Annotated in this window: 21 protein-coding genes; all 21 read left to right on the top strand. The window is 43.9% G+C overall.

Annotation, left to right across the window (positions count from 1 at the left end; genetic code table 11):
* The first annotated feature begins 176 nt into the window (after positions 1-176).
* The 21 genes from B050_RS0121435 (at position 177) to B050_RS0121335 (ending at position 25,222) form a co-directional block, all read left to right on the top strand.
* Positions 177-965: a DUF3108 domain-containing protein gene (locus B050_RS0121435; RefSeq protein ID WP_018476016.1), complete on the top strand. Its 789-nt coding sequence runs from the start codon at positions 177-179 to the stop codon at positions 963-965.
* A 150-nt stretch (positions 966-1,115) separates the two neighbouring features.
* Positions 1,116-1,805 carry a response regulator transcription factor gene (locus B050_RS0121430; protein ID WP_018476015.1) on the top strand — a complete coding sequence of 230 codons (690 nt, stop codon included), beginning with the start codon at positions 1,116-1,118 and terminating at the stop codon, positions 1,803-1,805.
* Between the two features lie 3 nt (positions 1,806-1,808).
* Entirely contained in the window at positions 1,809-2,867 is a 1,059-nt protein-coding gene (locus tag B050_RS0121425) for a sensor histidine kinase (RefSeq protein ID WP_018476014.1), read from the top strand.
* A gap of 100 nt (positions 2,868-2,967) precedes the next feature.
* Positions 2,968-3,678 (top strand): RluA family pseudouridine synthase, encoded by a 711-nt coding sequence (locus tag B050_RS0121420; RefSeq protein ID WP_018476013.1) that lies wholly within the window; start codon positions 2,968-2,970, stop codon positions 3,676-3,678.
* Positions 3,679-3,861: 183 nt separating this feature from the next.
* Positions 3,862-4,305, top strand: coding sequence for a 50S ribosomal protein L13 (gene rplM, locus B050_RS0121415; protein ID WP_018476012.1), 444 nt, complete (start codon positions 3,862-3,864; stop codon positions 4,303-4,305).
* Between the two features lie 12 nt (positions 4,306-4,317).
* Positions 4,318-4,704, top strand: a complete 387-nt coding sequence (rpsI, locus tag B050_RS0121410) for a 30S ribosomal protein S9 (protein ID WP_018476011.1) — start codon at positions 4,318-4,320, stop codon at positions 4,702-4,704.
* Positions 4,705-4,746: 42 nt separating this feature from the next.
* On the top strand, positions 4,747-5,508 hold the full coding sequence (gene rpsB, locus B050_RS0121405; RefSeq protein WP_018476010.1) for a 30S ribosomal protein S2: 762 nt from the start codon (positions 4,747-4,749) through the stop codon (positions 5,506-5,508).
* A 157-nt stretch (positions 5,509-5,665) separates the two neighbouring features.
* A complete protein-coding gene (gene tsf / locus B050_RS0121400) occupies positions 5,666-6,496 on the top strand; it encodes a translation elongation factor Ts (RefSeq protein WP_018476009.1) in 831 nt (276 codons plus the stop codon).
* 159 nt (positions 6,497-6,655) lie between these two features.
* Entirely contained in the window at positions 6,656-7,516 is an 861-nt protein-coding gene (locus tag B050_RS0121395; protein WP_018476008.1) for an AraC family transcriptional regulator, read from the top strand.
* Positions 7,517-7,630: 114 nt separating this feature from the next.
* A complete protein-coding gene (locus B050_RS0121390) occupies positions 7,631-8,959 on the top strand; it encodes a GntP family permease (protein ID WP_018476007.1) in 1,329 nt (442 codons plus the stop codon).
* A 284-nt stretch (positions 8,960-9,243) separates the two neighbouring features.
* Positions 9,244-10,257, top strand: a complete 1,014-nt coding sequence (locus B050_RS0121385) for an L-rhamnose/proton symporter RhaT (RefSeq protein ID WP_018476006.1) — start codon at positions 9,244-9,246, stop codon at positions 10,255-10,257.
* 65 nt (positions 10,258-10,322) lie between these two features.
* Positions 10,323-11,492, top strand: coding sequence for a mandelate racemase/muconate lactonizing enzyme family protein (locus B050_RS0121380; RefSeq protein ID WP_018476005.1), 1,170 nt, complete (start codon positions 10,323-10,325; stop codon positions 11,490-11,492).
* A complete protein-coding gene (locus B050_RS0121375) occupies positions 11,467-12,912 on the top strand; it encodes an aldehyde dehydrogenase family protein (protein ID WP_018476004.1) in 1,446 nt (481 codons plus the stop codon). Before B050_RS0121380 ends, B050_RS0121375 begins: the two co-directional genes overlap by 26 nt.
* Positions 12,913-13,866: a 2-dehydro-3-deoxygalactonokinase gene (locus B050_RS0121370; RefSeq protein WP_018476003.1), complete on the top strand. Its 954-nt coding sequence runs from the start codon at positions 12,913-12,915 to the stop codon at positions 13,864-13,866.
* Positions 13,853-14,503, top strand: a complete 651-nt coding sequence (locus B050_RS0121365) for a bifunctional 4-hydroxy-2-oxoglutarate aldolase/2-dehydro-3-deoxy-phosphogluconate aldolase (protein WP_018476002.1) — start codon at positions 13,853-13,855, stop codon at positions 14,501-14,503. The genes B050_RS0121370 and B050_RS0121365 overlap by 14 nt, the downstream gene beginning before the upstream one ends.
* 333 nt (positions 14,504-14,836) lie before the next feature.
* Entirely contained in the window at positions 14,837-16,537 is a 1,701-nt protein-coding gene (locus B050_RS0121360; RefSeq protein WP_018476001.1) for a sulfatase, read from the top strand.
* A 54-nt stretch (positions 16,538-16,591) separates the two neighbouring features.
* On the top strand, positions 16,592-18,157 hold the full coding sequence (locus B050_RS0121355; RefSeq protein WP_018476000.1) for an MFS transporter: 1,566 nt from the start codon (positions 16,592-16,594) through the stop codon (positions 18,155-18,157).
* Complete coding sequence (locus B050_RS0121350) at positions 18,154-20,160, top strand: glycoside hydrolase family 127 protein (protein WP_018475999.1); 2,007 nt, start codon at positions 18,154-18,156, stop codon at positions 20,158-20,160. Before B050_RS0121355 ends, B050_RS0121350 begins: the two co-directional genes overlap by 4 nt.
* A gap of 8 nt (positions 20,161-20,168) precedes the next feature.
* Complete coding sequence (locus B050_RS0121345) at positions 20,169-21,608, top strand: sulfatase family protein (protein WP_018475998.1); 1,440 nt, start codon at positions 20,169-20,171, stop codon at positions 21,606-21,608.
* 12 nt (positions 21,609-21,620) lie between these two features.
* Positions 21,621-23,090 (top strand): hypothetical protein, encoded by a 1,470-nt coding sequence (locus B050_RS0121340; RefSeq protein WP_018475997.1) that lies wholly within the window; start codon positions 21,621-21,623, stop codon positions 23,088-23,090.
* Between the two features lie 35 nt (positions 23,091-23,125).
* A complete protein-coding gene (locus tag B050_RS0121335; RefSeq protein WP_018475996.1) occupies positions 23,126-25,222 on the top strand; it encodes a glycoside hydrolase in 2,097 nt (698 codons plus the stop codon).
* The last annotated feature ends 41 nt before the right edge of the window (positions 25,223-25,263 follow it).

The raw sequence follows: 25,263 nt of genomic DNA, 5'->3' as shown, positions 1-25,263 counted from the left end.
AGAATCTTTGTTTGCAAATATTATGTGAAAGTAAACATTCGACCGCTGAATATCAACTTTCATGATAAGCATTGTTTTGTTGTCTTGTTTTATTAAATTAGAAATTTGTACGGCATGGCGATAGTCTGTTTGGTATAACTTTTGAAATTGGAATAAATAAAGTAACAAATCTATATATGCCCTTGCTAAAAATACTATTTACAATTATCCTGCTGACCGCCCTTCCACTTACGGGCGCTCACGCTCAATATTTGTCCCCGCCCTATCAGCAAGGCGAAGAGTTAACGTTTAAGGTAAAGTATTTGTTTTTTAATGCCGCTGAGGCAAAGATGATCATCGATGATGACATTCATAAGATCAATGGCCGGCCGACCTATAAGATCGATGTCTATGGCAAGACCCTAAGTATATTCAGCTTATTTAAGGTGAAGGACAATTGGGGCACCTATATGGACACCACTAAAAACATCCCATACCGGTCTTTTCGTCATATAGAGGAAGGTGGATATCGCAAGCACGAGGTGATCGACATAGACCATAAAGCCAAGACTGCGACGGTAAAGGAATATGACAGGGACAATAAAAACATTAAAAGCGAGAAAGAATTTATTATCGAATCCGGGATCCAGGATCTGGTGAGTGGATTTTATTATACCCGCCATGTTGACTTCAGGCTTTACCGCAAGGGGGACATCCTCACCGTAAAGGGATTTTTTGACGAGAAGACTTATAACCTAAAGCTGATCTATGAAGGCCGGGAAACGATCTCCACAAAAATCGGGGATTTTGAAACGATCGTCCTGTCCCCTATCATGCCGAGCAATAAATTATTCAGTGGAGAAAATCCCATCAAAATGTGGATTACCAATGACAAAAACAGGATTCCCGTGAAAGTGGAAGCCGACTTGGTGGTAGGCTCGCTTAACATGGAGATAACACAGGTGAAGGGCTTACGTAATCGATAGGTAATATTGCTTTAACAATTAGGTAATAAGGATGGAATGATCCAAAATAATACCCACTTTAGCTGGCGATTTTAACCAGATAAACTCATTTCTTTTGATACTTTTTCTAAATTAGCGGTGTTTTAAAGCAACCTAAACAGGCAAAGTCTAATGAGTGACAAACCGAAAATCAAAGTTCTGGTAGTCGATGATGAACCAGATATTATTGAAATCTTAACTTATAACCTCGAGAAGGAGGGGTATGAAGTAGCCTCAGCGGGTGACGGCATCAAGGGGGTACAAACCGCCAAAACCTTCAATCCAGATGTAATCCTCCTAGATATCATGATGCCCAATCAAGATGGGGTGGAAACCTGCCGGCAAATCAGGGATATCAAAGAGCTGAAAAACACCTTTATTATTTTCCTAACGGCACGCTCTGAGGAATATTCCGAGGTGGCGGCATTTGATGTGGGAGCGGATGATTATATCACCAAACCGATCAAGCCTAGGGCCTTAATGAGCCGAATTGCGGCTTTATTCCGCCGGGAATCCAAGAAAGAGCAGGAAGTATCCCAAATCAAAATCAAGGATCTTACGATTGATAGAAGCAGCTTCACCATCGATCAGGCAGGCAAAACGATCACTTTACCTAAGAAGGAATTCGAATTACTCTACTTCCTGGCCAAGAATCCCAATATGGTATTCAGCAGAGATGAGCTTTTACAGAATATCTGGGGCGTAGATGTATTTGTGCTTGCCAGGACGGTGGATGTACATATCCGAAAAGTGAGAGAGAAAATAGGTGACCACTATATCACCACGGTGAAAGGTGTGGGATATAAGTTCGATAATAATTAACACATGCTTACCACTTCCAGGGGAATATCACTTGTATTAGCCTTTGCCATTTCAGTACTTACCGTGGCTTTCCTGTCACTGACTAAGGACGCCACTCCCATGCTACTCACGGTCTCATGGGGACTGACGATGGCCATTTCCTATTTACTGACCAATATTACCTTGGAGTTTCTTATTTTTAAAGAAATCAGCAATATCTATACGGCTTTGGAGAAGATCCAGAAAAAGGATTTGAATTCCATAGCTGAAAAGCCCAAAAAAACCTCTATCTCCCCCCTGCGGAAAATCAATAGTACGATTAATTCCTACGCAATAGCCAAAAACAAGGAAATCGAAACCTTGCAGAAAAACGCAGCCTTCCGCAGGGAATTCATTGCAGACATATCACATGAGTTAAAGACGCCAATATTTGCAGCACAGGGCTATGTGCACACCTTATTGGATGGAGCGGTGGACGATGTAAATGTCCGGGATAAGTTCCTCAAAAGAGCTGCTAAGAGCCTCAATGCCCTAGACCATCTGGTACAGGATCTGCTTACGCTCAACCAAATGGAAAGCGGAGTAGTAAAATTCAATTTTGAGGTATTCAATATGGTGAGGCTCCTAGAAGAAGTAATGGAGGACCTAGAGCATAAGGCAGAAAAGCGAAATATCACCTTAAAATTAAATTTCAATCCCGAAAAAAACTATCTTGCCCGTGGAGACCGGGACAAGATCTATAGAGTTTGCCAAAATTTAATCTCCAATGCCATCAAGTACAATCATGAAGGCGGGGAGGCTGAGGTCTCGATCAAATCATCGAAGAATAACCTCATCATAGACATCAAAGACAATGGGCTTGGGATTCCGCCAGAGGACATCAAGCGAATTTTTGAACGCTTCTACCGTGTGGACAAGAGTCGGTCTAGGGAAATGGGAGGCACAGGATTAGGTTTGGCGATTGTCAAGCATATTTTGGAGGGGCATAAGAGCAAAATTTCGGTAAGCTCCACATTGGGCAAGGGTTCTATGTTTAGTTTTTCGTTAATTGCGGAAAAACATCCTGATACTCAGAAGAAATAAAAACGCTACGACAGCAATAATATTCCTACAACTTCTTTCATACTACTCAGGGATTAGTTAGTTTTGCACCTTAAAATTCAGAAGGAGTAAGCCAGGCGGTATGAAAAAAGTAGATTTTGAGGAACTGATCTTATTTCAAAATAATGACTATTTAGTCATCAATAAGCCTCCATACCTATCGACCTTAGACGACAGGCATGAAAGACAAAACATCCTTCACTTGGCAAAAAGTCACACGCCAGATGCCCAGGTGTGTCACCGATTAGACAAGGAAACATCAGGATGTTTGGTAATTGCAAAAAATCCGGACGCGTATAGAAATATTGCGATCCAGTTTGAAAACAGGACAGTTTCGAAAATTTACCATGCTGTGGTAGAGGGACTACAGGAGTATGATCACTTATTAGTGGACAGAAACCTAATTGCGACCAATAAAGGTATCGCAAAGATCAGTCTCAAAGGCAAGCCTGCAACGACCTACTTCACGACGCTAAAGACGTATTCGGCGCATACCTTAGTGGAATGCAAGCCGGTAACGGGGCGCCTTCATCAGATCAGGGTACACCTATCTTATATGAATGCGCCGATCTGCGGAGATGAGATGTATGGTGGCAAGCCTTTATATCTTTCTGATTTAAAAAGACGATTTAACCTAAAAATGGGAACAGAAGAGCTTCCTATTATGCAACGTGTTGCGCTGCATGCCAAGTCGATTAGTTTTGGTGGGACGGATGGAGAGACGATAAGCGTCGATGCTCCCTACCCGAAGGACTTATCGGTATTGGTAAAGCAGCTAGAAAAGAGCCTTTAGTGAGAATAAAGGGCTTTTTGGACTTATACTAAGAGGAGTAGTGGAAAAACCCCGCGGCTATCTTGGTGAAAATAAGGCAGTAAACACAAATAAATTTTGCATAGTAGTGAAATTCCTTCTATCTTTGTGTCCCTTTTTGAGGGTGAAATGTATTTAACAAGCTAATAATTAAACATTTACACAGTGGATACTTTAAGCTATAAGACCGTATCAGCAAACAATGCTACAGTACAGAAAGACTGGGTAGTGGTGGACGCCTCTACACTGGTACTAGGTAGATTTGCAAGTGAGGTAGCGAAAATCTTAAGAGGAAAAAACAAGCCTAGCTTTACTCCTCATGTGGATTGCGGAGACAATGTAATTGTCATCAACGCAGACAAAATCAGATTAACCGGTAAGAAGTGGGATGACAAAGTATATGTACGTCACACAGGCTATCCAGGTGGTCAAAGGATTTCTACCCCAAGAATTTTGAAAGACAAATCTTCTACTATCCTTATAGAAAAGGCGGTAAGAGGGATGCTTCCAAAGAACAGACTGGGAAGAAAACTATACACTAACCTGTATGTATATGAAGGTGCTGAGCATCCTCATGAAGCACAACAACCAAAAGAAGTTAAACTTTAATTTGATCATTCCATGGAAGTTATCAATACAATCGGTAGAAGAAAAACATCTGTTGCGAGGATCTACATGAAGCCTGGCAAAGGTGAGATTATTGTAAACAACAGAACTATTGAAGCTTATTTCCCATTTGATCTTCATCAAATCGTGGTAAGACAACCTCTTGCCTTGGTGAATGAAGGGGAGACTTTTGACATCAAAATCAACGTAGATGGTGGTGGTATAAAAGGACAAGCTGAAGCAGCACGTATGGCCATCGCTAGAGCCTTGTGCGAAATCAATGAGGAGCACAGAAGCCCATTGAAAAAAGAAGGATTCCTGACTCGTGATCCAAGAATGGTAGAACGTAAGAAGCCAGGACGCAGAAAAGCAAGAAGAAAATTCCAGTTCTCCAAGCGTTAATCCTTACCTTACACAGATATTTTATAAAAATCATATATTTAAATGGCTAAAATCGAATATAAAGACTTACTGGATGCTGGTGTTCACTTCGGACACTTAACAAGAAAGTGGGATCCGAGAATGGCACCTTATATCTTCATGGAGAAGAATGGTATCCATATCATCGATCTTAATAAAACGCTCGTGTGCCTTGATGAAGCATCCAACGCACTCAAGCAAATCGTACGCTCTGGCAAAAAAGTAATGTTCGTTGCTACTAAAAAGCAAGGAAAAGACTTAGTAGCTGAAGAAGCGGCAAGACTTAAAATGCCTTTTGTTACAGAAAGATGGCTTGGTGGTATGATGACCAACTTCGCTACTATCCGTAAGTCACTTAAGAAGATGTCTTCCATCGACAAGTTGATGAAAGAAGAGGCTTATTTGGTTTTGGCCAAAAAAGAACGTTTGATGATCACCAGACAACGTGAGAAACTGGAAAGCGTACTTGGCGGTATCGCTGAGCTTACCAGACTTCCTGCTGCTTTGTTTGTCGTGGATATCAAAAGAGAACATATCGCTATCGCAGAAGCCAAAAAACTTGGTATCCCTGTGTTCGCTTTGGTAGATACTAACTCCAATCCTGGAGAAGTGGATTTCCCAATCCCTGCCAATGACGATGCATTTAAATCCATTTCATTATTGGTGAAAGCTATCGGTTCAGCCATCGAGGAAGGTCTATCTGAAAGAAAGAGAGACAAAGAAGATGCTAAACTTTCTGAAGAGGAAGAAGCAAAAAAAGCTGTGGACGCTGAAACCAAAGAATAATCCACTATGAATTAATTCATAACAGAAAATTGAACATACGGTAAACTACCTATGTTCAATTTTTTTGTTATTGCCTACTCGTTTTATCCCGTTGTCTCAACGTATGCTAAGCGAGTTCTTTTATAAAAAGTCAACATCACTTTAAAATATATCAAAAATGGCTATTACTGCACAAGATGTAAACAAACTAAGACAAATGACCGGTGCCGGTATGATGGACTGTAAAAAAGCCCTTACCGAAGCTGAAGGAGATTTTGAAAAAGCGGTTGATATCTTAAGAAAAAAAGGACAGAAAGTCTCTGCTTCTAGAGCTGACCGTGAAACCAAAGAAGGTGTAGTAGTTACTAATGTAAGTGACGACACATCCCGAGGTGTACTTTTGACCCTTACTTGTGAAACTGACTTCGTTGCTAAAAACGATCAGTTTGTAGCTTTTGCTAATGAAATCCTTGCCCTCGCCGTTGCTAATACAGCTGCTACTAAAGAGGAAATCATCGCTCTTCCTTTTGACACGATCACCGTAGGAGAAAAGATTATCGAAATGACTGGTAAAATCGGTGAGAAAATCGAAATCAGTGATTACGTAGTCGTTGAAGGTGAGGCAGTTGTCCCTTATATCCACTCTAATGGTAAATTAGGTGTATTGGTAGCCCTGAAAAACGGAACTGGTGCAGAAGTTGAAGAGGCTGGAAAAGACGTAGCTATGCAGATCGCCGCTATGAACCCAGTAGCTGTAGATAAAGATGGCGTTGACTCTTCCTTAGTAGAAAGAGAAATCGCCGTAGGTAAAGAGCAAGCTCTTGCCGAAGGTAAGCCTGAAGCTATGATCGAAAAGATCGCTATGGGCAAACTGAACAAATTCTACAAAGAAAACACCTTGCTTAGCCAGGCTTTCGTAAAAGACAGCAGCAAGTCTGTTTCTCAATACCTTGACGGTATTACCAAAGGTCTTACAGTAGTGGACTTTAAGCGTGTATCTATCGGATAATCCAATCCGTAATCACATAAATAAAAAAACCGTGAGTCGTAAGGCTCACGGTTTTTTTTGTGACTTTTCCTTAATTCCACACCACCTAAAAGCCCATTTATCGTAAAACCCCAGCCTGATCACACTATTATATAAGTATTTTACCTATTTTTGGGACTTATGAAACTGATTTTAAAAAATGCCGAAAACGTTGTCAATGAACGGGTAAACATCTGTAAAAAGGAAATCCCCTGTCTTGACTCTTCTTGGCATTACCATGCTCAGTACGAATTACTCTATATCTCCCAAAGCAGCGGAATTCGATTTGTAGGCGATAGCGTTTCCCAATTCTCCCCAGGAGACCTCGTATTAGTGGGGCCCTACTTGCCGCATTTATGGAGAAATGACGTTTCATTTTATGAGGAAAACAATTACGAAAATCAGGTCAAAACAATTATAATGAAATTTACCAATGACTTTATTGGTAATGGAACATTCAAAAACCCTGAATTTTCTGAAATTGACAAACTCCTCGATCTGTCAAAGTTTGGAGTGTGCTTTGGTAAGTCCATCAGCGAGGAGCTCCATGAGGAATTGATTAGAATTCCCGAGCTCAACCCCGCCATGCAATCCATCAAATTATTGGAAATCCTCTCGCGGCTATCGGTAACAACGGACAAGAACGTCCTCTCCTCCTCTGATATGAGACAGTACACCACCGAAAACTCCCAGCGATTGGATACCGTCTTGAAGTATATTTCTGACAACTACGCCAGCAATATTACCCTTGAAGATATTGCCGATGTAGCTTGCATGACCACCAATTCCTTTTGTAGGTTTTTTAAGAAGTTGACCAATAAGTCCTTCACCCAGTTCCTGAATGAGGTGCGCATCAGGAATGCTTCACGACTCCTGATTCAGGATGACTTGCTGGTTTCTGAAATATGCTATATCGTCGGATATAATTCCATCACAAATTTCAATAATCAATTCAAGCAAATCATGGGATGTACCCCAAAACAATTCAGAAAATCTGTTTAGCGTAAGCCAGTAAACCCACAGGATAAAATAGAGGTAAGGATGGGTAATTTCCAGCGAATCAAATTTGTAAGTTTTATTTAATTTGATCCGTCACCATCCAAAATAACCGAACAGATGAGCATCCCTATCCTAACACTTATTCTATTTTTAGTTCTCCTGATATTTTCCATTTCTAAATGGAAGGTACATCCCTTTGTAGCTTTGCTATTGACTGGCATTGGCCTAGGGCTCACCATGGGTTTGGGAGGAGAAGGGACCATCACTATTCTCCTCGAAGGTTTTGGAGATACCCTTCGCTGGATCGCTATTATCGTGATATTGGGAGCCTTTATTGGGGAAGTTTTGCAGGAGACGGGTGGAGCTTTCCGCATTTCATCCAGAATCGTCTCCTGGGTGGGCAAAAAAAAGCTTCCCTGGGCCATGGGTATGACGGGGTATATCGTGTCCATTCCAGTATTTGTGGATGTAGCTTATATTCTCCTGCAGCCGGTGGTGGAGTCCCTTTCGGGAAAAATAAAAAAGCCAGTTCTGTACATCGCCTTATCGCTGACCGCAGGCCTCACGGTTTCCCATACCCTGATCCCTCCCACTCCCGGGCCCATGGCAGTAGCCTCACTCATGGGAGTGGAGATTGGGAATATGCTTCTGATTAATCTATTTGTTGCTTTATTTGCGATGACTGGGGGCATTCTTTTCGTGATCTATTTTTGCAGTAAGTCCTGGATTCCCTATGACCAGACTCTGCAAACGCAGCAAAACTCACAAGTTCCCGATTCTACTCATCAAAAAAATCAATCTATATTCCTTGACCTTCTGCCGATCATTATCCCTATTCTCCTAATTGGCCTAGGGTCCTTAATACCAACAGATACCGCCCATTTTATAAGCCCAGCACTCAATTTCCTAAGCATTCCTATGGTCGCTGTGCTGATCGGAGCGGCCATAGCGGCCTATACCTATATCAGGAAAGTTAGCCAATCCAGCTTAAACAAAATGGTGGAGCAAGCCATTATAAAATCCGCACTAGTGATCATGATTACGGGAGCGGGTGGTGCATTGGGACAGGTTATTCGAGCCACAGGAGTCCAAAATGAACTCATTTCCTTATTTTCTGACTCCCCACTACTGGGAGCTTTATTACCATTTTTTATAGCGGCTATATTGACGACCTCCACAGGATCGATCACGGTTTCTCTGGTGGGCACCGCTTCTATGATTGGGCCCATAGCCTCCACATTGCCAGTGTCACCCGAAATCTCCGCTGCACTAATTGGCTGTGGATCCTTCTGTGTATTCCATGCCAACTCAAGCTTTTTTTGGCTATTGAATCGACTCCATCAGGTGCCCCCACAGGTGCTCTACCGTACTTATACCCTCCAGTCATTGGTAATGGGCCTTTCGGGCCTTATTGGGGTATTCATCCTTCTATTTTTTGGCTTATAAAATTTATATCAGTGTATATTCCTTATTTGACCTAAGCAATACAAAACAGGGTAAAATACGGTAAGCACGGGTTAAAATCTATCAATAGCAAAGGCCTTCAATCCATTTTCTTTGTAGAGGTAATCAATGGGAGCATTTCTGGAGTAGGCATAGCCCAGAGTTCATTGCTTACCGGGACTAAGCATATATCAGCCAGTCTCTAAAAACAATCTAAAACCCAAAAGACCAATAGATACGGGAATCCTCCTGCGCAAATCGACTTGGTTTCTGATATCGATCAAAGTATGGATACTTATGTTATAGCCTTTGCTTTAGTACTGTTCGCCAGTTTTTTCCAAGGAACTTTCGGACTGGGAATGAAACATATTTCACCCCTCAAATGGGAAGCCTGGTGGTTGGTCTATTCCTTCATCGCCATGATACTGCTACCCATAGGCTGGGCCTTGGCGGTGGTTCCAGATCTATGGACGGCTATAGCCTCTGTCTCGGTATCGGTTATCTTCTTCTCCATGCTCTTTGGTTTTCTCTGGGGCATAGGCGGGATTCTTTTCGGCATTAGTGTGGAATATACTGGAATATCCATCACCTATGGGATCGTCATGGGCCTAGCGGCTTCAGTAGGCTCCGTCCTTCCCTTGTTTTATATCAACGATTTTACGGAACAAGCCTCCTTTCCATTCATTCTAATTGGAGTGGGATTATTACTAATTGGAGTGCTGATCACCGCAATAGCGGGCATCAATAGAGATAAGATTCTACAAAGCCATGAAAGTGGGCAAGGCCGCAAATCAAGCCGCAAGGGGATATTGATTGCAGTGACCTCGGGGGTGCTTTCAGCCCTGCTAAATGTGGGTTTTTCTAATGCTAGTCCTATCATTAAGGCTGCCGAAATGCATGGCGCCAGCACCCAAAATGCAAGCTTGGCTGCTTGGGTGGTCGTTTTATTAGGGGCATTTCTGATGAATGCAGGTTACTCCATTTATCTGCTGTTCAAGAATAAATCATGGGGCTCATTCCAGGTAAAGTCCAGCAAACAGGCTTATAAATGGGCGATTATATCAGGCGTCTTCTGGTTCGCCGCTCTGGGAGTTTACGGGCAGGGTGCCGCATTGATGGGGGCCTTGGGGCCTGTGATTGGCTGGCCCATATTACTGGGGCTGGCACTGATCATAAGCAATATATGGGCTTACCGAGCTGGTGAATGGAGCAATGCTAAAAAGCCATTTTCCCAATTATTGATGGGGCTAGCCGTTTTGATTGGCGCCATTTGTCTGCTAGGATATTCCAACTATCACTAAAATTATAGGGTGATAAGACTCTCCGTTGGAACTGAATATTTGATTAATACTTTAAAATTTTTAAAATGAAAATTGCTGAAATAACACCCTTTGTAATAAGCCAAAAATTAGATACACCCTTCTATTTTTCGCAGTGGCAATACGATACGCGCAAGATATGCATAGTAAAAATCACCCTGGATGATGGCACCTATGGATGGGGAGAAGGATATGGGCCTGCGCATGTATTGAAGGCAGGGATTGATTTTTTCAAGCCTTTTCTTCTTGGGAAATCGGCCCTGGAGCATGAGATTTTATGGGAAGAAATGTACCGTAGATCTATGGATTATGCACGAAGTGGCATTTTGCAAGCGGCAATAAGTGCCATCGATGTGGCACTGTGGGACCTCAAAGGTAAGCTCTTGAATCAGCCGGTTTCGGTATTACTTGGGGGGGTAAAGAATCCTATTATTGAGCCATACGCTACTGGTTTGTACTTCACCCGAGTGGATAATCTTTCTCAAACCTTAGCCGAAGAAGCGTTGATGTACAAATCGCAAGGCTTCCGCGCCACCAAGATGAAAGTGGGGCTAGGCCTCGAGCAGGACATTAAAAATGTGGCCAGTGTCCGGAAGGCTATTGGGCCCGAAATGAAACTGATGATCGATGCCAATCACGCCTATAGTTATAAAGAAGCTATTGAACTCGCCAGACAGGTAGAGCAATATTCCATCAGCTGGTTTGAGGAACCCGTCTCTCCTGAAGACTATGAAGGGTACAGGCGAATGAGAGACCATACCAGCATCCCAATCGCAGGTGGGGAATGTGAGTACCTAAAATACGGCTTCAGAAGACTGCTCGAAAATGAGAGTGTGGATATTGTACAGCCTGATATATGTGCCGCGGGAGGACTCACTGAGGCTAAAAAAATCGCCACCCTTGCTCAGGCTTTTAACAAAGACCTAGTCCCTCATACCTGGGGAACATGGATTGCGATCAGTGCTGCTATCCATTTTGTGGCAAATCTGGACAAAAACCCAGGAAGGATGTATAACGGAAGGCCCATGCTGGAGCTAGACCGAACCGAAAATAGCCTGCGGGACGAAGTCACGCTACATCAGGTAAAACTAGAAAATGGGCTGATTCAAGTCCCTAATTCCCCCGGACTTGGCGTGGAAGTATGCATGGATTCCCTCGAAAAATACATTGACAATGAAACCCCAGAAGAAAATGAAAAATTTGAAATTCGGTCATAAAAAATTATACCTGGGCGGTGAACTCAGAGATTCCTCAAGCCATGAGAAATTTGAAGTTATATGTCCAGGCACAGAAGAGCCTATTGCCACCATTGCCTGGGCGAGTAAGCAAGACAGCCTGGATACCTTGCAGTATGCGCAGAGTGGTTTTGCCTATTGGTCCACCCTGCCTCTGGAGGAGCGGTTGGAGTGGATCGGGAAACTCCGCAAGGCAATATTGCACTACGGAGATCGACTCAGAGAGAGTATCATGTATGAGATGGGAAAAGTATGGGAAGGAACTGAGGAAGACCTTACGAGCCTGACCAATTCCCTGGCCTATTACACAGAAGAAATCAAAAAAAAGAAAGATGTGCCCATCCCGGATAAGGAAGGGACTCATGAGCACAGCCTCGTATCCCAGCCTCTTGGGGTGGTGGTGGCTTTTTTAGCTTATAATTTCCCCTTGCTAAACCTCGGCTTTAAGCTAGGCCCAGCCCTAGCCTCTGGATGCAGCATTATCATCAAACCATCTGAATTCTCTCCTCTATCGGCCTATATCATTGGAGAGATATGCGATGAAATCGACTTTCCTAAAGGAGTAATCAATGTGCTATGTGGATCGGTGGAAAATGTAGGAAAGCCACTTTGCGAAAGCACAATTCCTCAATTAATAACGATGATAGGCTCCACCGAAACGGCGCAAAAGCTCATTGGGCAAAGCTGCAAAACCTCCATCAAACGCTATAGCATGGAATGTGGGGGAAATGCTCCTTTTATTGTTTTTGAGGATGCGGATATGGATCAAGCGATAGCCATCGGAGCGGCTTTGAAAACGGGCAATGCGGGGCAGATTTGCGTGGCTCCCAATCGTTTTTATATCCATGCCTCTGTAATTGATGAATTTATGGAGGGGATAAAGGCAAAATTCAGCACGACGAAAATTGGTTTTGGAAGAGAAAATGCTGTTCAGATGGGCCCTCTAGCCAATCAGGCCTCAGTGAAAAAAGCAGCCTCAATAGTGGACATGGCCCTGCAGCAAGGAGGAGAATTAGTCTATGGCGGAAAGGCCCCGGACACTAAGGGCTTTTATTTTCAACCTACGATAATAAGGATGGACAATGCAGAGGCTCCAGTATTACAAGAGGAGATCTTTGGACCTATTGCCATCATCATCCCCTTTGACACTAAGGAGGAAGTATTGCAATATGCCAATGGTACAGAAGCAGGTTTGGCCTCCTATGTCTTCACCAAAGATAAGTCCTTCTTAGAATTCTTCTCCGAGAAGCTGGCGTTTGGGGAAGTTCACCTCAATGGGTTGAAATTCGATATTTATCTTCCACATGGAGGGATAAAGAATAGCGGCATCGGCGTGGATTGTTCCTCCTATGCCCTGGACGATTACCTCATCCGAAAGCGGGTAACCAAAGCTATTATTTAGATGGAAACTTCTGCTTATTTCATCAGCTGTGATTGGGGAACCACGAATTTAAGGCTAAGGCTGGTGGAAACTAAATCACTGAAGGTCCTCGCCCAGCATCAAGCCCCCGTGGGTATCAAGGTCCTCAATGAGGAATTTATGAAGCAACGTGAGCTCAACAGGGAAACGTATTTTTCTTGTTTTTTGGCGAGCCAAATAAATAAGTTGCCCATAGACCCAATAGGAGTCCCTGTAATCGCTGCTGGGATGATCACCTCCAATATTGGTCTTATCGATCTCCCTTATGCCAGTTTGCCCTTTGCGGCTTCCGGGGACCAGCTGCCAGTAACCCTACTCCAAACAGCCTCTGGCTTGGACTTATTATTAATTTCTGGAGTGAAGAGTGAAGATGGAATGATGAGAGGCGAGGAAGTTCAGGCGCTGGGTTTAGAAGAGACCTTAAAGACCTTCTCCGAGGCGACCTTGATCCTCCCTGGCACACACAGCAAGCATATTCGATATGTTTCGGAAGTGTTCACGGATTTCAGCACTTATATGACGGGGGAGCTGTTCGAATTGCTCACCTTGAATAGTATTCTAAAAACATCGGTGCAGGCTACCTCCTTAAATCCACAGACGCAGGCTACTTTTGAGGAAGGACTTAGCCTAGGTTTCACAAATGGCTTTACGGGCTCTTTATTTTCAGTGCGAGCCAAGGAGGTCTTAAGCCAGCAGAGTAAGGAATTAAATTACAGCTATTTGAGTGGGATATTGATTGGCGATGAACTCTCCCATCTCAAATCTTATAAAGAAAAAATCGTGCTTGCGGCCTCTAGTCCTATGTTCGAAAATTATGCTCTAGCCCTTAATTATTTATTTCCTCAGGAGCTATTAGTATTGCTAGATGGCGAAGCACTCGAAAAGGCCTTTTTAACTGGTCAACGTAAACTAATGGGATTGTATGAAAAATATTGAGACATTTTCCTGGGAAAAATTCTATGAGGCGCCAATTATAGGGATTGTGAGAGGCATGGCTCCTTCGCTGCTGACCGATATTACAAGGGTCTATTCCCAGTCAGGCCTTACGACCTTGGAGATCACGATGAACAGCCCTTCCGCGGCAGAGATGATCCATCTGCTCCGGCAGACCTTTCCAGATCTTAATATAGGGGCAGGCACTGTCTGCACCATGGAAGATTTGGATATAGCGATTGATTCAGGTGCCCAGTTTATAGTCACCCCCATAGTGGACAAGGCCGTAATCCAACAATGTGTAGCGCTAAAAATCCCGGTATTTGCAGGGGCCTTCACTCCTACTGAGATCCATCTAGCTTGGTCCGCAGGGGCATCAGCGGTAAAGGTCTTTCCCGCCACTCAATTAGGGACTACTTATATCAGGGATATTTTAGCCCCATTGAACCAAATCAAATTGCTCCCTACTGGAGGCGTTGATGCCTCCAATATCCGCTCCTTCTTTGCAGCAGGGGCAATAGGCGTTGGCATGGGAAGTTCCCTATTTGACAAGAAGTTAATAGAAATGGAGGACTTGGTAGGCCTTGAGCGGCATTTCAGACATATCAGATCAGAAGCCTTATATAATCAAATACAGTAACACTTAATTGGAACCAAAGTGAGTAGTAAGAGGCCCGGATAGCATTCTGGGCCTTTTATTTTGCCTATTAGGCGAATAAGGTAAAATAGTGTAATACCAAGGTAAAATCCACAAACAGGAGGGCTGAATTTTACGGCTCTTTTGTAATAGAGATTGATTAAGTCGGATAACCCACCGAAATCACATTGAGAGAGGTGAAAAACAAGTGGAATTATACCATTTGACTACTTAGGGATTCTGCTTATTCATAATCTATAAATGAGGTGGTGAGGCAATTGACAAGGCCGTTACTGGATCACTTGACCAATCATTGAACCCAAAATAATTACTAATATGAAGATTCATATCAATGCTACTGGAGTAGAAGATAAAAAATTGAGGACGACTAGTCTTCTGAAGGAGAAGCATTTAATTGCCCCCGCAAAACCATTTTTAATTATATATCTGCTTCTATATATTAGTCTGGCAGGACCGCTGCACGCTCAGGGTACTCAGCCCAATATCCTCTTTATCGCCATAGACGACCTTAGGCCGGAATTGGGAGCATACGGTTCTGAGATAGCCGTCACGCCAAACTTAGACGCCCTGGCTGCAGAGGGAATTCTTTTTGAAAGGGCCTATTGCCAGCAGGCAATCTGCAGTCCTTCCCGAGCCAGTGTAATGACAGGTGCTAGACCGGAAACGATCGGTGTGGTCGAAAACTACACTTATTTCCGTGATCTTAACCCTGATATCATCACCCTTCCTCAGCATTTTATAAACAACGGATATGAGGCGGTGAATATTGGTAAAATATACCATGGGGAATATAATGATCCGGAATTATCATGGAACAGACGCCCGGCAAAAGACAAAATGGAGGTAAAGGAACCTCAGTTGATCGGAGGCTATGCCTTGGCGGAGAACCAGGAGATTTTCAGAAAATATAAGGCAGAGATGATAGCCCGGTATGGAGATGCGGCAAAACGCGGTCTCGGCAATGGTCCAGCCTTTGAAAGTGCAGATGTGCCGGACAATACCTATGAAGATGGATACGATACTGAGCTGGCTATAGCCACGATGAAGGACCTCGTTGCGACGAGTGATAAGCCGTTTTTTATGGGGCTAGGTTATTATAGACCCCATTTGAACTGGGCAGTGCCTAAAAAATACTGGGACTTATACGACCGAAAAGACATCAAACTCTCCACCCAAACCTCCCCTCCCCTGGATGGAGCAGCGATGGGGATCCATCCTTCTTTTGAGCTCCGAGTGCGCTATGGAATCCCCAAAGAAGGCCCAATTAGCGAGGATTTAGCCCTCAGCCTAAAGCATGCCTATCTGGCAAGTGTCAGCTATGTAGATGCACAAATAGGGAAAGTGATCGCTGCTCTGGAGGAGTCTGGTCTGCGAGACAATACGATCATCGTGATCTGGAGCGATCATGGATGGCACCTGGGAGAAATGGGGATTTGGGGAAAAGCAACCAATTATGAAATCGCGACTCGCGTGCCACTGATCGTGTGGAGCCCTACAATGAAGGAAAAGAATAGAGGGCGGCATACGGATGCCTTGGTCGAGCTTATCGATTTATATCCCACACTTTCAGAATTAGCGGGTTTGCCTATACCAGACCATGTAGAAGGTCAGAGTTTTGTCCCCCTGCTCAGCGAGCCAGATCTTCCCTGGAAGGCGGCTGCCTATAGCCAATTTCCCACGCCTGCTTTGCGGGAGTGGGCGGCGAACCCACTTTCTCAAGGGATGCGGGAGACTTATTTTGGCCCTTTGATACAGGAAGTAGAGGAACGAATAAAAGAACAGCAAAAAGATAAATGGGATCGGGATTTATTTGAAAATCACCTAATGGGCTATGCCATGAGAACGGATAGGTACCGGATGGTGGCATGGAAAGACCGCAGGTCACCACAGGAGCGGCCCATCTTTGTGGAGCTCTATGATCATCAAAACGATGGCTCTGAGACCGTCAATATAGCAGATACCGTCCCCGGTCTAGTGGAAGAAATGCTAAAGCAACTTAGTCAGGATTTATTCTAAACGTATCTATCCCATTTAGCAGTCCTATTATTATTCTAAAGTCAAAAGCTGTCCATGAATACCTATAAAAGAAACGCTTATGCATATTCTTCCATCGTGGCGATGGGCGGATTCATTTTTGGGCTTGATGCTGCGGTGATCTCCGGCACCGTGAAGTTTATTGTAGAGGAATTTTCTCTCAGCGATTTGCAGCTCGGTGCAGCGGTAAGTGCACCAGTTTTGGGAGTATTATTTGCCTTACCCCTGGCGGGAATTTCCTGCAATAAACTAGGCCGGAAAACCACCTTGCAGATTGTGGCATTCTTGTATTTAATTTCGGCCATCGCCTCGGCGTTGGCCCCCACCTTTATTCACCTGGTCATTGCCAGGTTTGTGGGTGGCCTGGCGTTTAGCTCGATCTCCCTGGCCTCCATGTATATCGGGGAGATCGCTCCTCCCCGCTGGCGCGGCAAGTTGGTTTCGATGACCCAAATCAATATCGTGCTGGGCCTATCTGCCGCATATTTTCTGAATTACCTCATTCTTATTTGGGCAGATTCTGGAGTGGACTGGGTACGCAGCATTGGTCTGGACCAATATACCTGGCGATGGATGCTGGGCATGGAGGTGATACCTGCCTTACTATGGCTGGGCTTATTGATGATAATCCCCCGCAGCCCTGCCTGGCTTATCTATCAGGGAAAAATGGATCAGTCAAAAATCACCCTTAGCAAAATATATCCTAAGGATAAAGTAGAGTCCCAACTAGAAGAGATGAAGCTGAGCATGGCCGATCACAGCAGCAATCATAAAGTGGCGGAGCAAATCCGAACCATTTTTAGTAAACGTATGCGTGTAATACTTGTCATTGGTCTGACGATGGCCATTGTCCAGCAGGCGACCGGTATCAATGCCATATTATTTTATGCCCCCACAGTAATTGAACAAATGGGCCTGGGTACGGATGCGGCATTTCTGCAAGCCATCTGGATAGGGATTACGAGTATTGCCTTCACCTTTTTGGCGCTACTGCTTATCGATAAAATAGGCAGAAAAATAATGGTCCTTGGTGGGCTAATATGGATTATTATAAGCCTAGCGGTATGTGCCTATGGGTTTCATTCCGCAGAATACCTACTCACCGAGCAGTCAATATCGGAATTATCCGAGCTCCCAAACGCCTCTACATTACGGGATCTAAGGGGAATTAAATATGAAGGTGATATCGCTTTTAAGCAGGCCATTATAAAAAGCATGGGGCGTGAAGCAGGAAAAAAGCATGAGGCCATAATTCTCCAAAAAGCTGCCTCATTAAACTCAGGACTTATATTCATAGGAATTCTGAGCTTCATCGCAGCTTTTCATTTTTCTGTAGGGCCCATCATGTGGGTGTTATTTTCGGAGATATTTCCTATACCGATTCGAGGGGTAGCCATCCCCTTATTCACACTGATCTCCAGCTTTACCAGCTATTTGGTACAGCAGTTTTTCCCCTGGCAGCTAGCGGAGATGGGAGCCGCCTCCACCTTTCTTTCTTATGGATTTATAGTATTGATCGGCTTCCTAATATTGAGTGCATACTTAAAAGAGACAAAGAATATGAGTCTAGAAGATATTCAACGAAAACTAGTAAGGTCATGAGCAATAAAATTGGAAATACAGAAATGACAGGGTTTAGAGAACCTACATTATCTCCAACTAGTGGCTATGTCAAATTTAGGAATCTGCCTATTGGGCACAGCCGATGGACGAAGGGCTTCTGGGCGGATAAATTCCAGAAGGCGACGGATACCATGGTTCCCTATATGGGAGAGCTGCTCTGCGGAGACGTGGGTCATGCGTTGAATAATTTCAAAATTGCTGCGGGAGAAAAGACTGGAGAACATCAAGGCATGTACTGGCACGATGGAGACTTCTATAAGTATATGGAGGCAAAATGCTACGTCTATGCCATCCGGCAATCGCCACAGCTATTAGAGGAGCTGGATGAATATATCCGAATAATCGGCAAGGCGCAGGAAGAGGATGGGTACTTACAAACCCAGATCCAGCTCCGGGAAGAACTGGGTCGGTACCAAAACAGAAAGTACCATGAAATGTACAATACGGGGCACCTGCTGATCAGTGCCTGTATCCATTATCGTATCACTGGCCAAAGGAATTTTCTGGATATCGCCCTACGGCAGGCGGACCTGCTCTATAGCTTATTTATGCCGGAAAATGATCATTTGGCTCGATTTGGATTCAACCAAACTCAAATTATGGGCTTGGTGGATCTCTATCGGGTGACCTCCGAATCGAAATACCTGCAGCTAGCTGAGAAATTTATCAATAATCGAGGAAAGTATAAAGTGGAGCATAACGCCACCACAGAAGGCTATCCCATCGGTGATATGGTGCAGGAACGACTGCCACTGCGAGAATCTGAGGAAGCGGTGGGGCATGCCGTTTTGGCTTTGTATTATTATGCAGGAGCCGCTGATGTCTATGCAGAGACTGGAGAAAAAGCGCTTATAGAGGCATTGGATAAGCTGTGGAAAAATGTGACCGAGCAAAAAATGTATCTGACGGGTGCGGTAGGTCAGGCGCATTATGGTGCTTCCAGCAATAGAGATATGATCGAGGAGGGCTTTATCGATGGGTATATGATGCCCAACCTGACGGCCTATAACGAAACCTGCGCTAACCTCTGCAATGCCATGTTCAGCTATCGGATGTTAGGGATCCATGGGGAGTCCAAATATGCCGATATCATCGAATTGGTGATGTTCAACAGTGGTATGGTGGGCATCAGCGATTCGGGAAAAGAGTACTTCTATTCCAATCCGCTAAGAATGGTAAATGATACGCGGGATTACCATTCTCATGAAAATGTCACGGAAACCCCCAATCGCGAACCCTATTTGGCCTGTTTTTGCTGCCCTCCAAATCTGGTAAGGACTATTGCCAACTTCTCCAACTGGGCTTATAGCTTATCCGAAAAGGGACTGGCGGTAAACCTCTATGGCAGCAATAGACTAGATAGCCAGTTGCAGGATGGAACTGAGATACATTTGGTCCAGGAAACAAACTATCCTTGGGAGGGGCTAATTAATATAAGCCTAGAAAAATGCAAAGAGGCTGCTTTTGAAATCGCTTTCAGGATTCCTGACTGGGCAAAGGGAGCTTCTCTACGTATCAATGGTGAGCTTTGGGAAGAAAGCTGCAAGGCCGGCACCTACTGCAAAATACTGCGAAAATGGAAAGCTGGAGACCACATCGGTCTAGATTTACCCATGGAAATCTGCCAAATGGAAGGTCACCCAAGGATCGAAGAGGTTAGAAACCATATTGCACTGAAGCGAGGACCAATAGTCTATTGTGTTGAATCACCAGATTTGCCAAAAAGCACCTCAATTCTCGATGTATATATCAGCGCCGACACGCAGTGGACCCCAGTATTTCAACCTGATTTCCTGGGAGGACTCTGTACGCTAGAAGGCTCTTTATTGGTACGTAATAATAAACAAAGCACCCTTTACGGGTCTATTTCTAAACCGTCATTTACTCCCATCAAAACCAAAATGGTCCCTTACTTCTCTTGGAGCAACCGGGGGCAGGCGGAGATGAGCGTGTTTTTGCCGGTAGTGTGGAACATAAATTAATACTTGATATGAAACTTTATAATCGTCATTTCTTCCTATTCTTATCGCTTCTAGCTTTATCCTTAGGTCAATCCTATGCACAGGACCAGCGGCCAAACATTCTCGTGATCCTATGTGATGATCTTGGATATTCAGATGTGGGCTTCAACGGATCCCAGGATATTAAGACTCCCACTTTAGACCTTCTGGCCAGCCAGGGAACTATTATGACCTCGGGCTATGTCGCTCATCCATTCTGTGGTCCCAGTAGAGCGGCATTTATGACCGGTCGATATCCTCATGAATATGGTGCTCAGTTTAACCTGCCCCCCAATAGTGAGACTATCGGCAAAGGGATCCCATTGGAGGAAACCTTTATCAGCAAAGTCCTGCAGCAGTCGGGATATTATACTGGGATAGTTGGCAAATGGCATTTGGGTGCAAACCCAGAATTCCATCCCAACGAACGTGGATTTGATGATTTCTATGGTTTTCTGGGAGGAGGGCATAATTATCATCCTGAGGAATATGAGCCCAGGTACAAAGCTCAAAAGGAAAAAGGTGTAGAAGTAATTTGGGATTACCTCAAACCACTTGAGCATAACGGGGTGGACATCTATCCTAAGGAATACCTGACCGATGCACTTTCCAATCATGCGAGGGTATTCGTCAAGGAAGCGGCCAGGAAGGACAAGCCCTTTTTCCTTTACCTATCTTATAATGCACCACATGTCCCTTTAGAAGCAAAAGAGGAGGATTTAGCGCTTTTTTCATCGATTAAAGATGAAGATAGAAAGACCTATGCGGCCATGGTCTATGCGGTGGATCGAGGGGTAAAAGACTTGATCGCCACCTTGAAAGAAACCGGTGAATACGAAAATACCTTGATCTTATTTCTGAGTGATAATGGCGGCAATCTAGAGCATGGAGCCACCAACTTTCCTTTGCAGGAAGGAAAAGGAAGCACCCATGAAGGCGGGTATCGAGTGCCTATGTTTTTCCATTGGCCGGGACATATTGCCGAAGGTGAGCTATTTGACCATCCGGTTTCAGCGATTGACTTTTATCCTACCTTCGCCGCTCTTGCCCAACAAGCCTTGCCTCAGGGCAAAAAAATCGATGGTAAAAATATATGGGGGGACTTAATGTCTGGAAAAAATCCTCACCAAAATGATATGATCTATACCTTAAGACATTGGGAAGGATATACCGATATCGGAGCCAGAAAAGACGAGTGGAAGGCACTAAAATCAGGAGAAAAATGGGAGCTCTTCAATATTGTCTTAGATAAAAGTGAAGTGTATGACTTAAGTAAACTATATCCCGAAAAGCTTAAGGAAATGGTGAAGGAAGTAGAAGAATGGAGCCAGTCAAATGCCGAACCCCAGTGGTTTACCCCGCTGGAACTTGAGGAAATATGGAAGGATAAAAACATGGCCACTTTTAATGACACATTCAAGATTAAGTAAACCCACCTATCGATGAAGATATTAAAGATCTATTTCACCTTTACCAGCGTAGTGATTCTACTGTTTGCGGCTAGTTCAGCGGTTTTTTCTCAGGAAAAAAGGATGATATCCGTAGAGCATAATTATAATAGCTGGGGCTGGGATAGTGTATTTGTAGCCAAAAATAATTTTATATCCGTGGCGGTGGTTCCTCAAGCTGCTGGCCGGGTATTGGAGTATAATCTTGGCGATACACCTTCGCTCTGGGTAAACCCCAAGCTCTTTGGGAAGGAATTTCCTCCTAATGAGTTGGTAAAAAAAGAGGATTGGAGAAATTTTGGTGGTTACCGATTGGTGCCCCTACCGATCAATACTACCGCTATCACTCAGGATGGCGGCAGGTCAAACAGATGGCCTCCACCAGCGGTCATTGGGGATAACCCCTATTCGGCAAGTATCGTAACCGATAAAAAAGGGGACCAAAACATTCTCGTCATCTCTGGAGTCCAGGACCTCCCTGTCCCGCAGTTTAACTATAAAACCGGGGAATACATACTCCCTGAGGAAATCGATGAGTCCCTTCGCTATAGCCGTATGCTTAAGATTCAAGACCATAGCAGCTTGGTATTCATCAATCACCGCCTAGAAAATGTCGGTAACCAAGCAGTAAAAAGAGGGATTATGATCTCCAGTCAGCATGTCTCAGAAAGTAAACCAGGCTTATACGATGGAGAAAACTTCCTTGCTTACGTTCCATTTGATTCCAAATACTTATTACCAAATGGAGAGCAGTATGAAATCATGGGCACGGCCGAAAGTCGGTGGAATTATGTAAACAGAAACATAAAGCCCCTCAATAAGGATAATCCTGAGGATGTAAAAAAATACCATAATCATGGCACTAATTGGACTGGGGAAGTGGCGCCTGGGATTTTTGAGATTCACTATGATTATGAGCTCATGAGTGGCTTTCATATGGTCGCCTCCGAAGCTTGGTTATGCTATGTAAACAAGACCAATAATACTGCATTTGTAAAAATCATGGAACCTTACGATCCTGACCTAGATTACGAGGACGGAACCAATGCTGCTATTTTTTGTAGCGGATTGGAAACTGGATATATCGAAACAGAGGTGAAAACACCACTTTATGATCTGAAACCAGGGGAGCATTTCGATTATAAGGAAATCCAGGGAGCAGCAAAGATTTATGGAACGCCAGTATTGGAGGTCAATATGGCGGGAATCATCACCCAAAAATTATCTTGGGATCAAGCCAAAAAAACTATAAATGGAAAATACGGAGTTTTTGTCGCGGGAGACATGATCCTTAGAGTCCTGGAAGCCTCAGGCAAAACACAGGACATCGTTTTGGCAAAGGGAATAAGCCCATTAAAGCCTGTATCCATTGATTATGAATTTACAGAAATACCATCCAGCAAGGTTTCCCTGCTTATCAAAGACCAAAAGGGAGAAAGCCATTTGCTGGATGAGTTAAATTAAAATTTACCAAAACAAGAAAATAGCCTTAAAAACATATGAAAACCAAAATCAAAAATTCACATGCCTTCACATGGATAGCCATAGCGCTTCTGTCCATCAGTATCTATGCTTCCTCCAAGGCTGAGTCCACGGGAGAAATCAAAAATATCGCTTTAAAAATCTTGGAGAATGAACTGATAAAGGTCACCATCGACGATACGTCAGGAAATTTCTCCGTTTTGGAAAAAACAACAGGGCAAGAATGGATCCCTGATCCATGGGAAAATGCGGCTGGACTGCTGACTATAACCGATAAAAAAGGCAAGAGGCAAACCTTAAATTTATCAAAAAGCAAGGCGATAAATGTACAGGAAAAAGCAGATGGCAGCATCAGCATTGAATTTTCCGAGCCCGTATTTGACAATGGGGACCTTGCAAAAGGGGCAAAAGTCGGGGTAAAGCTAAGCTTAAATCCAAGCACCGCTGGTCTGGACATAGAGATTACTGACGTGGAAGCGGGCAGTTATCAGCTAGTTGACCTTAGGTATCCAGCAAGGCATTTCAGCCTGGAAACTGATGTGGACAGGGGGGCGGCAGTGATCCCACAGAAACAAGGCATAATCAGCCCTTCGTATATATTCCCGATGAATGGTGGTCGATTTTGCAAATGGGATGATGCCACTTATAATAATAAGTCCATTGGCACCTTACAATTATTCAATAATGGCACAGGGTTGACCATGCCTTGGTGGGGTACCTATAATGAAAAATCTGCGGTAATGGTCATCCTAGATGAGTCCTCTCGTCCAGATATGTTTTATAATATCAATAATAATGGACAATACCTCTTCAACCCTGAAGGAAAGATGTCCACTTATCAAAGACGTGTTTTCCTGGATCCGGTATGGAACCTTGCGAAGGAAAACACCAGCATGAAAATGTCCTATCGTTTTCTTCCTGCTGGCGATTATGTCACCATGGCAAAGACCTATAGAGAAGAGGCCAAGGCTAAAGGATTCTTTGTTTCCCTAGAAGATAAAGCGAAGGCCAACCCAAATGTAAATAAACTCGCCGGCGCCATCTATGTCGGGATTTATGGAGGCTACCCTCATTATGTAAATATGCCGGGTATGCAGTTTACTTTTGAGGAACTTAAGGATATTATTAGAACCACCCACGATGAATTGGGAGTTGAAAACGCCTTCATTCATGCCTGGGGAGTATTCTCCAATTTTGCTCCAGTATGCTGGCCGATCAATGAAGACCTGGGAGGCCCCACGGTATTAAAAGAAGCTGTGGACCTTACCAAAAAGTACAACTACCTTTATTCCTCTTACCATGCTTACTCCCCTGTATTGGAAAATGATCCTGCTATCAATATTGGTCTGATGGAACGTGATGAACAGGGCAAACTTCAGCATACCGGAAGTCGCTGGGCGCGGGTAGACACCGATAAACTGAAGTCTCTCGCTAGTGCCAATTTAGAAAAAGAAGTGGCCACTTTAGGCCTTGAGGCAGATATTACTGATATTTCCTTTGCTGTATTTCCAGAAAAAGGAAGTGAGGGGATTCGGGATTTGGCCCGTTACCTCAGATCTTTAAATCTGGTCATGGGCACTGAACATGGCCAGGAGCAGTGGATTCCTTATTTTGATATGTTTGAAGGGCTGGTTTATCTTGAGGATGCCCCCTTATCCGAGATTTCCCATCCAGCGCCATTATTCAGCTTGGTATATCATGATGCGATTGCCAATTTTGGCAAAATCCAAGATCCAAATAATGAGGTCACCGCCAATGGTGACTATAGAATAAAGTCGCTTCAAAGTATGCTATTTGGCATTGGCTCAGCGATTTTCTTTTCCCCATATGAATTTGATGGTATGAAGGAAATGCTAAAAATGTCCAATGCGCTGGTAAGTCCAGTTCATCGGGAAACGTTCTATGCCGAATTGCTAAGCCATGAATACCTCAGTGCCGACTTCAAATTGCAGCGCAGCACCTTCTCAAGCGGTACCGAGGTAATCGTGAATCTAGGACCAGTCAGCCAAAAGACAGATACTGGTGTAAGTATTCCCGGTTACGGCTACCAGGTAACTGGCGCAGATGGAAAAGTCAAAAAAGGAGGCTTCCAAATGACACTAACCATGGAATAGTAAATTGCCAATCTTCCATCTGGAAGAAAATTCATCCAAAA

The organism is Echinicola pacifica DSM 19836 (assembly GCF_000373245.1).
GTDB lineage: Bacteria > Bacteroidota > Bacteroidia > Cytophagales > Cyclobacteriaceae > Echinicola > Echinicola pacifica.
Note: the sequence above shows the minus strand (reverse complement) of the source record. Positions and strands in the feature narration are given on the sequence as shown.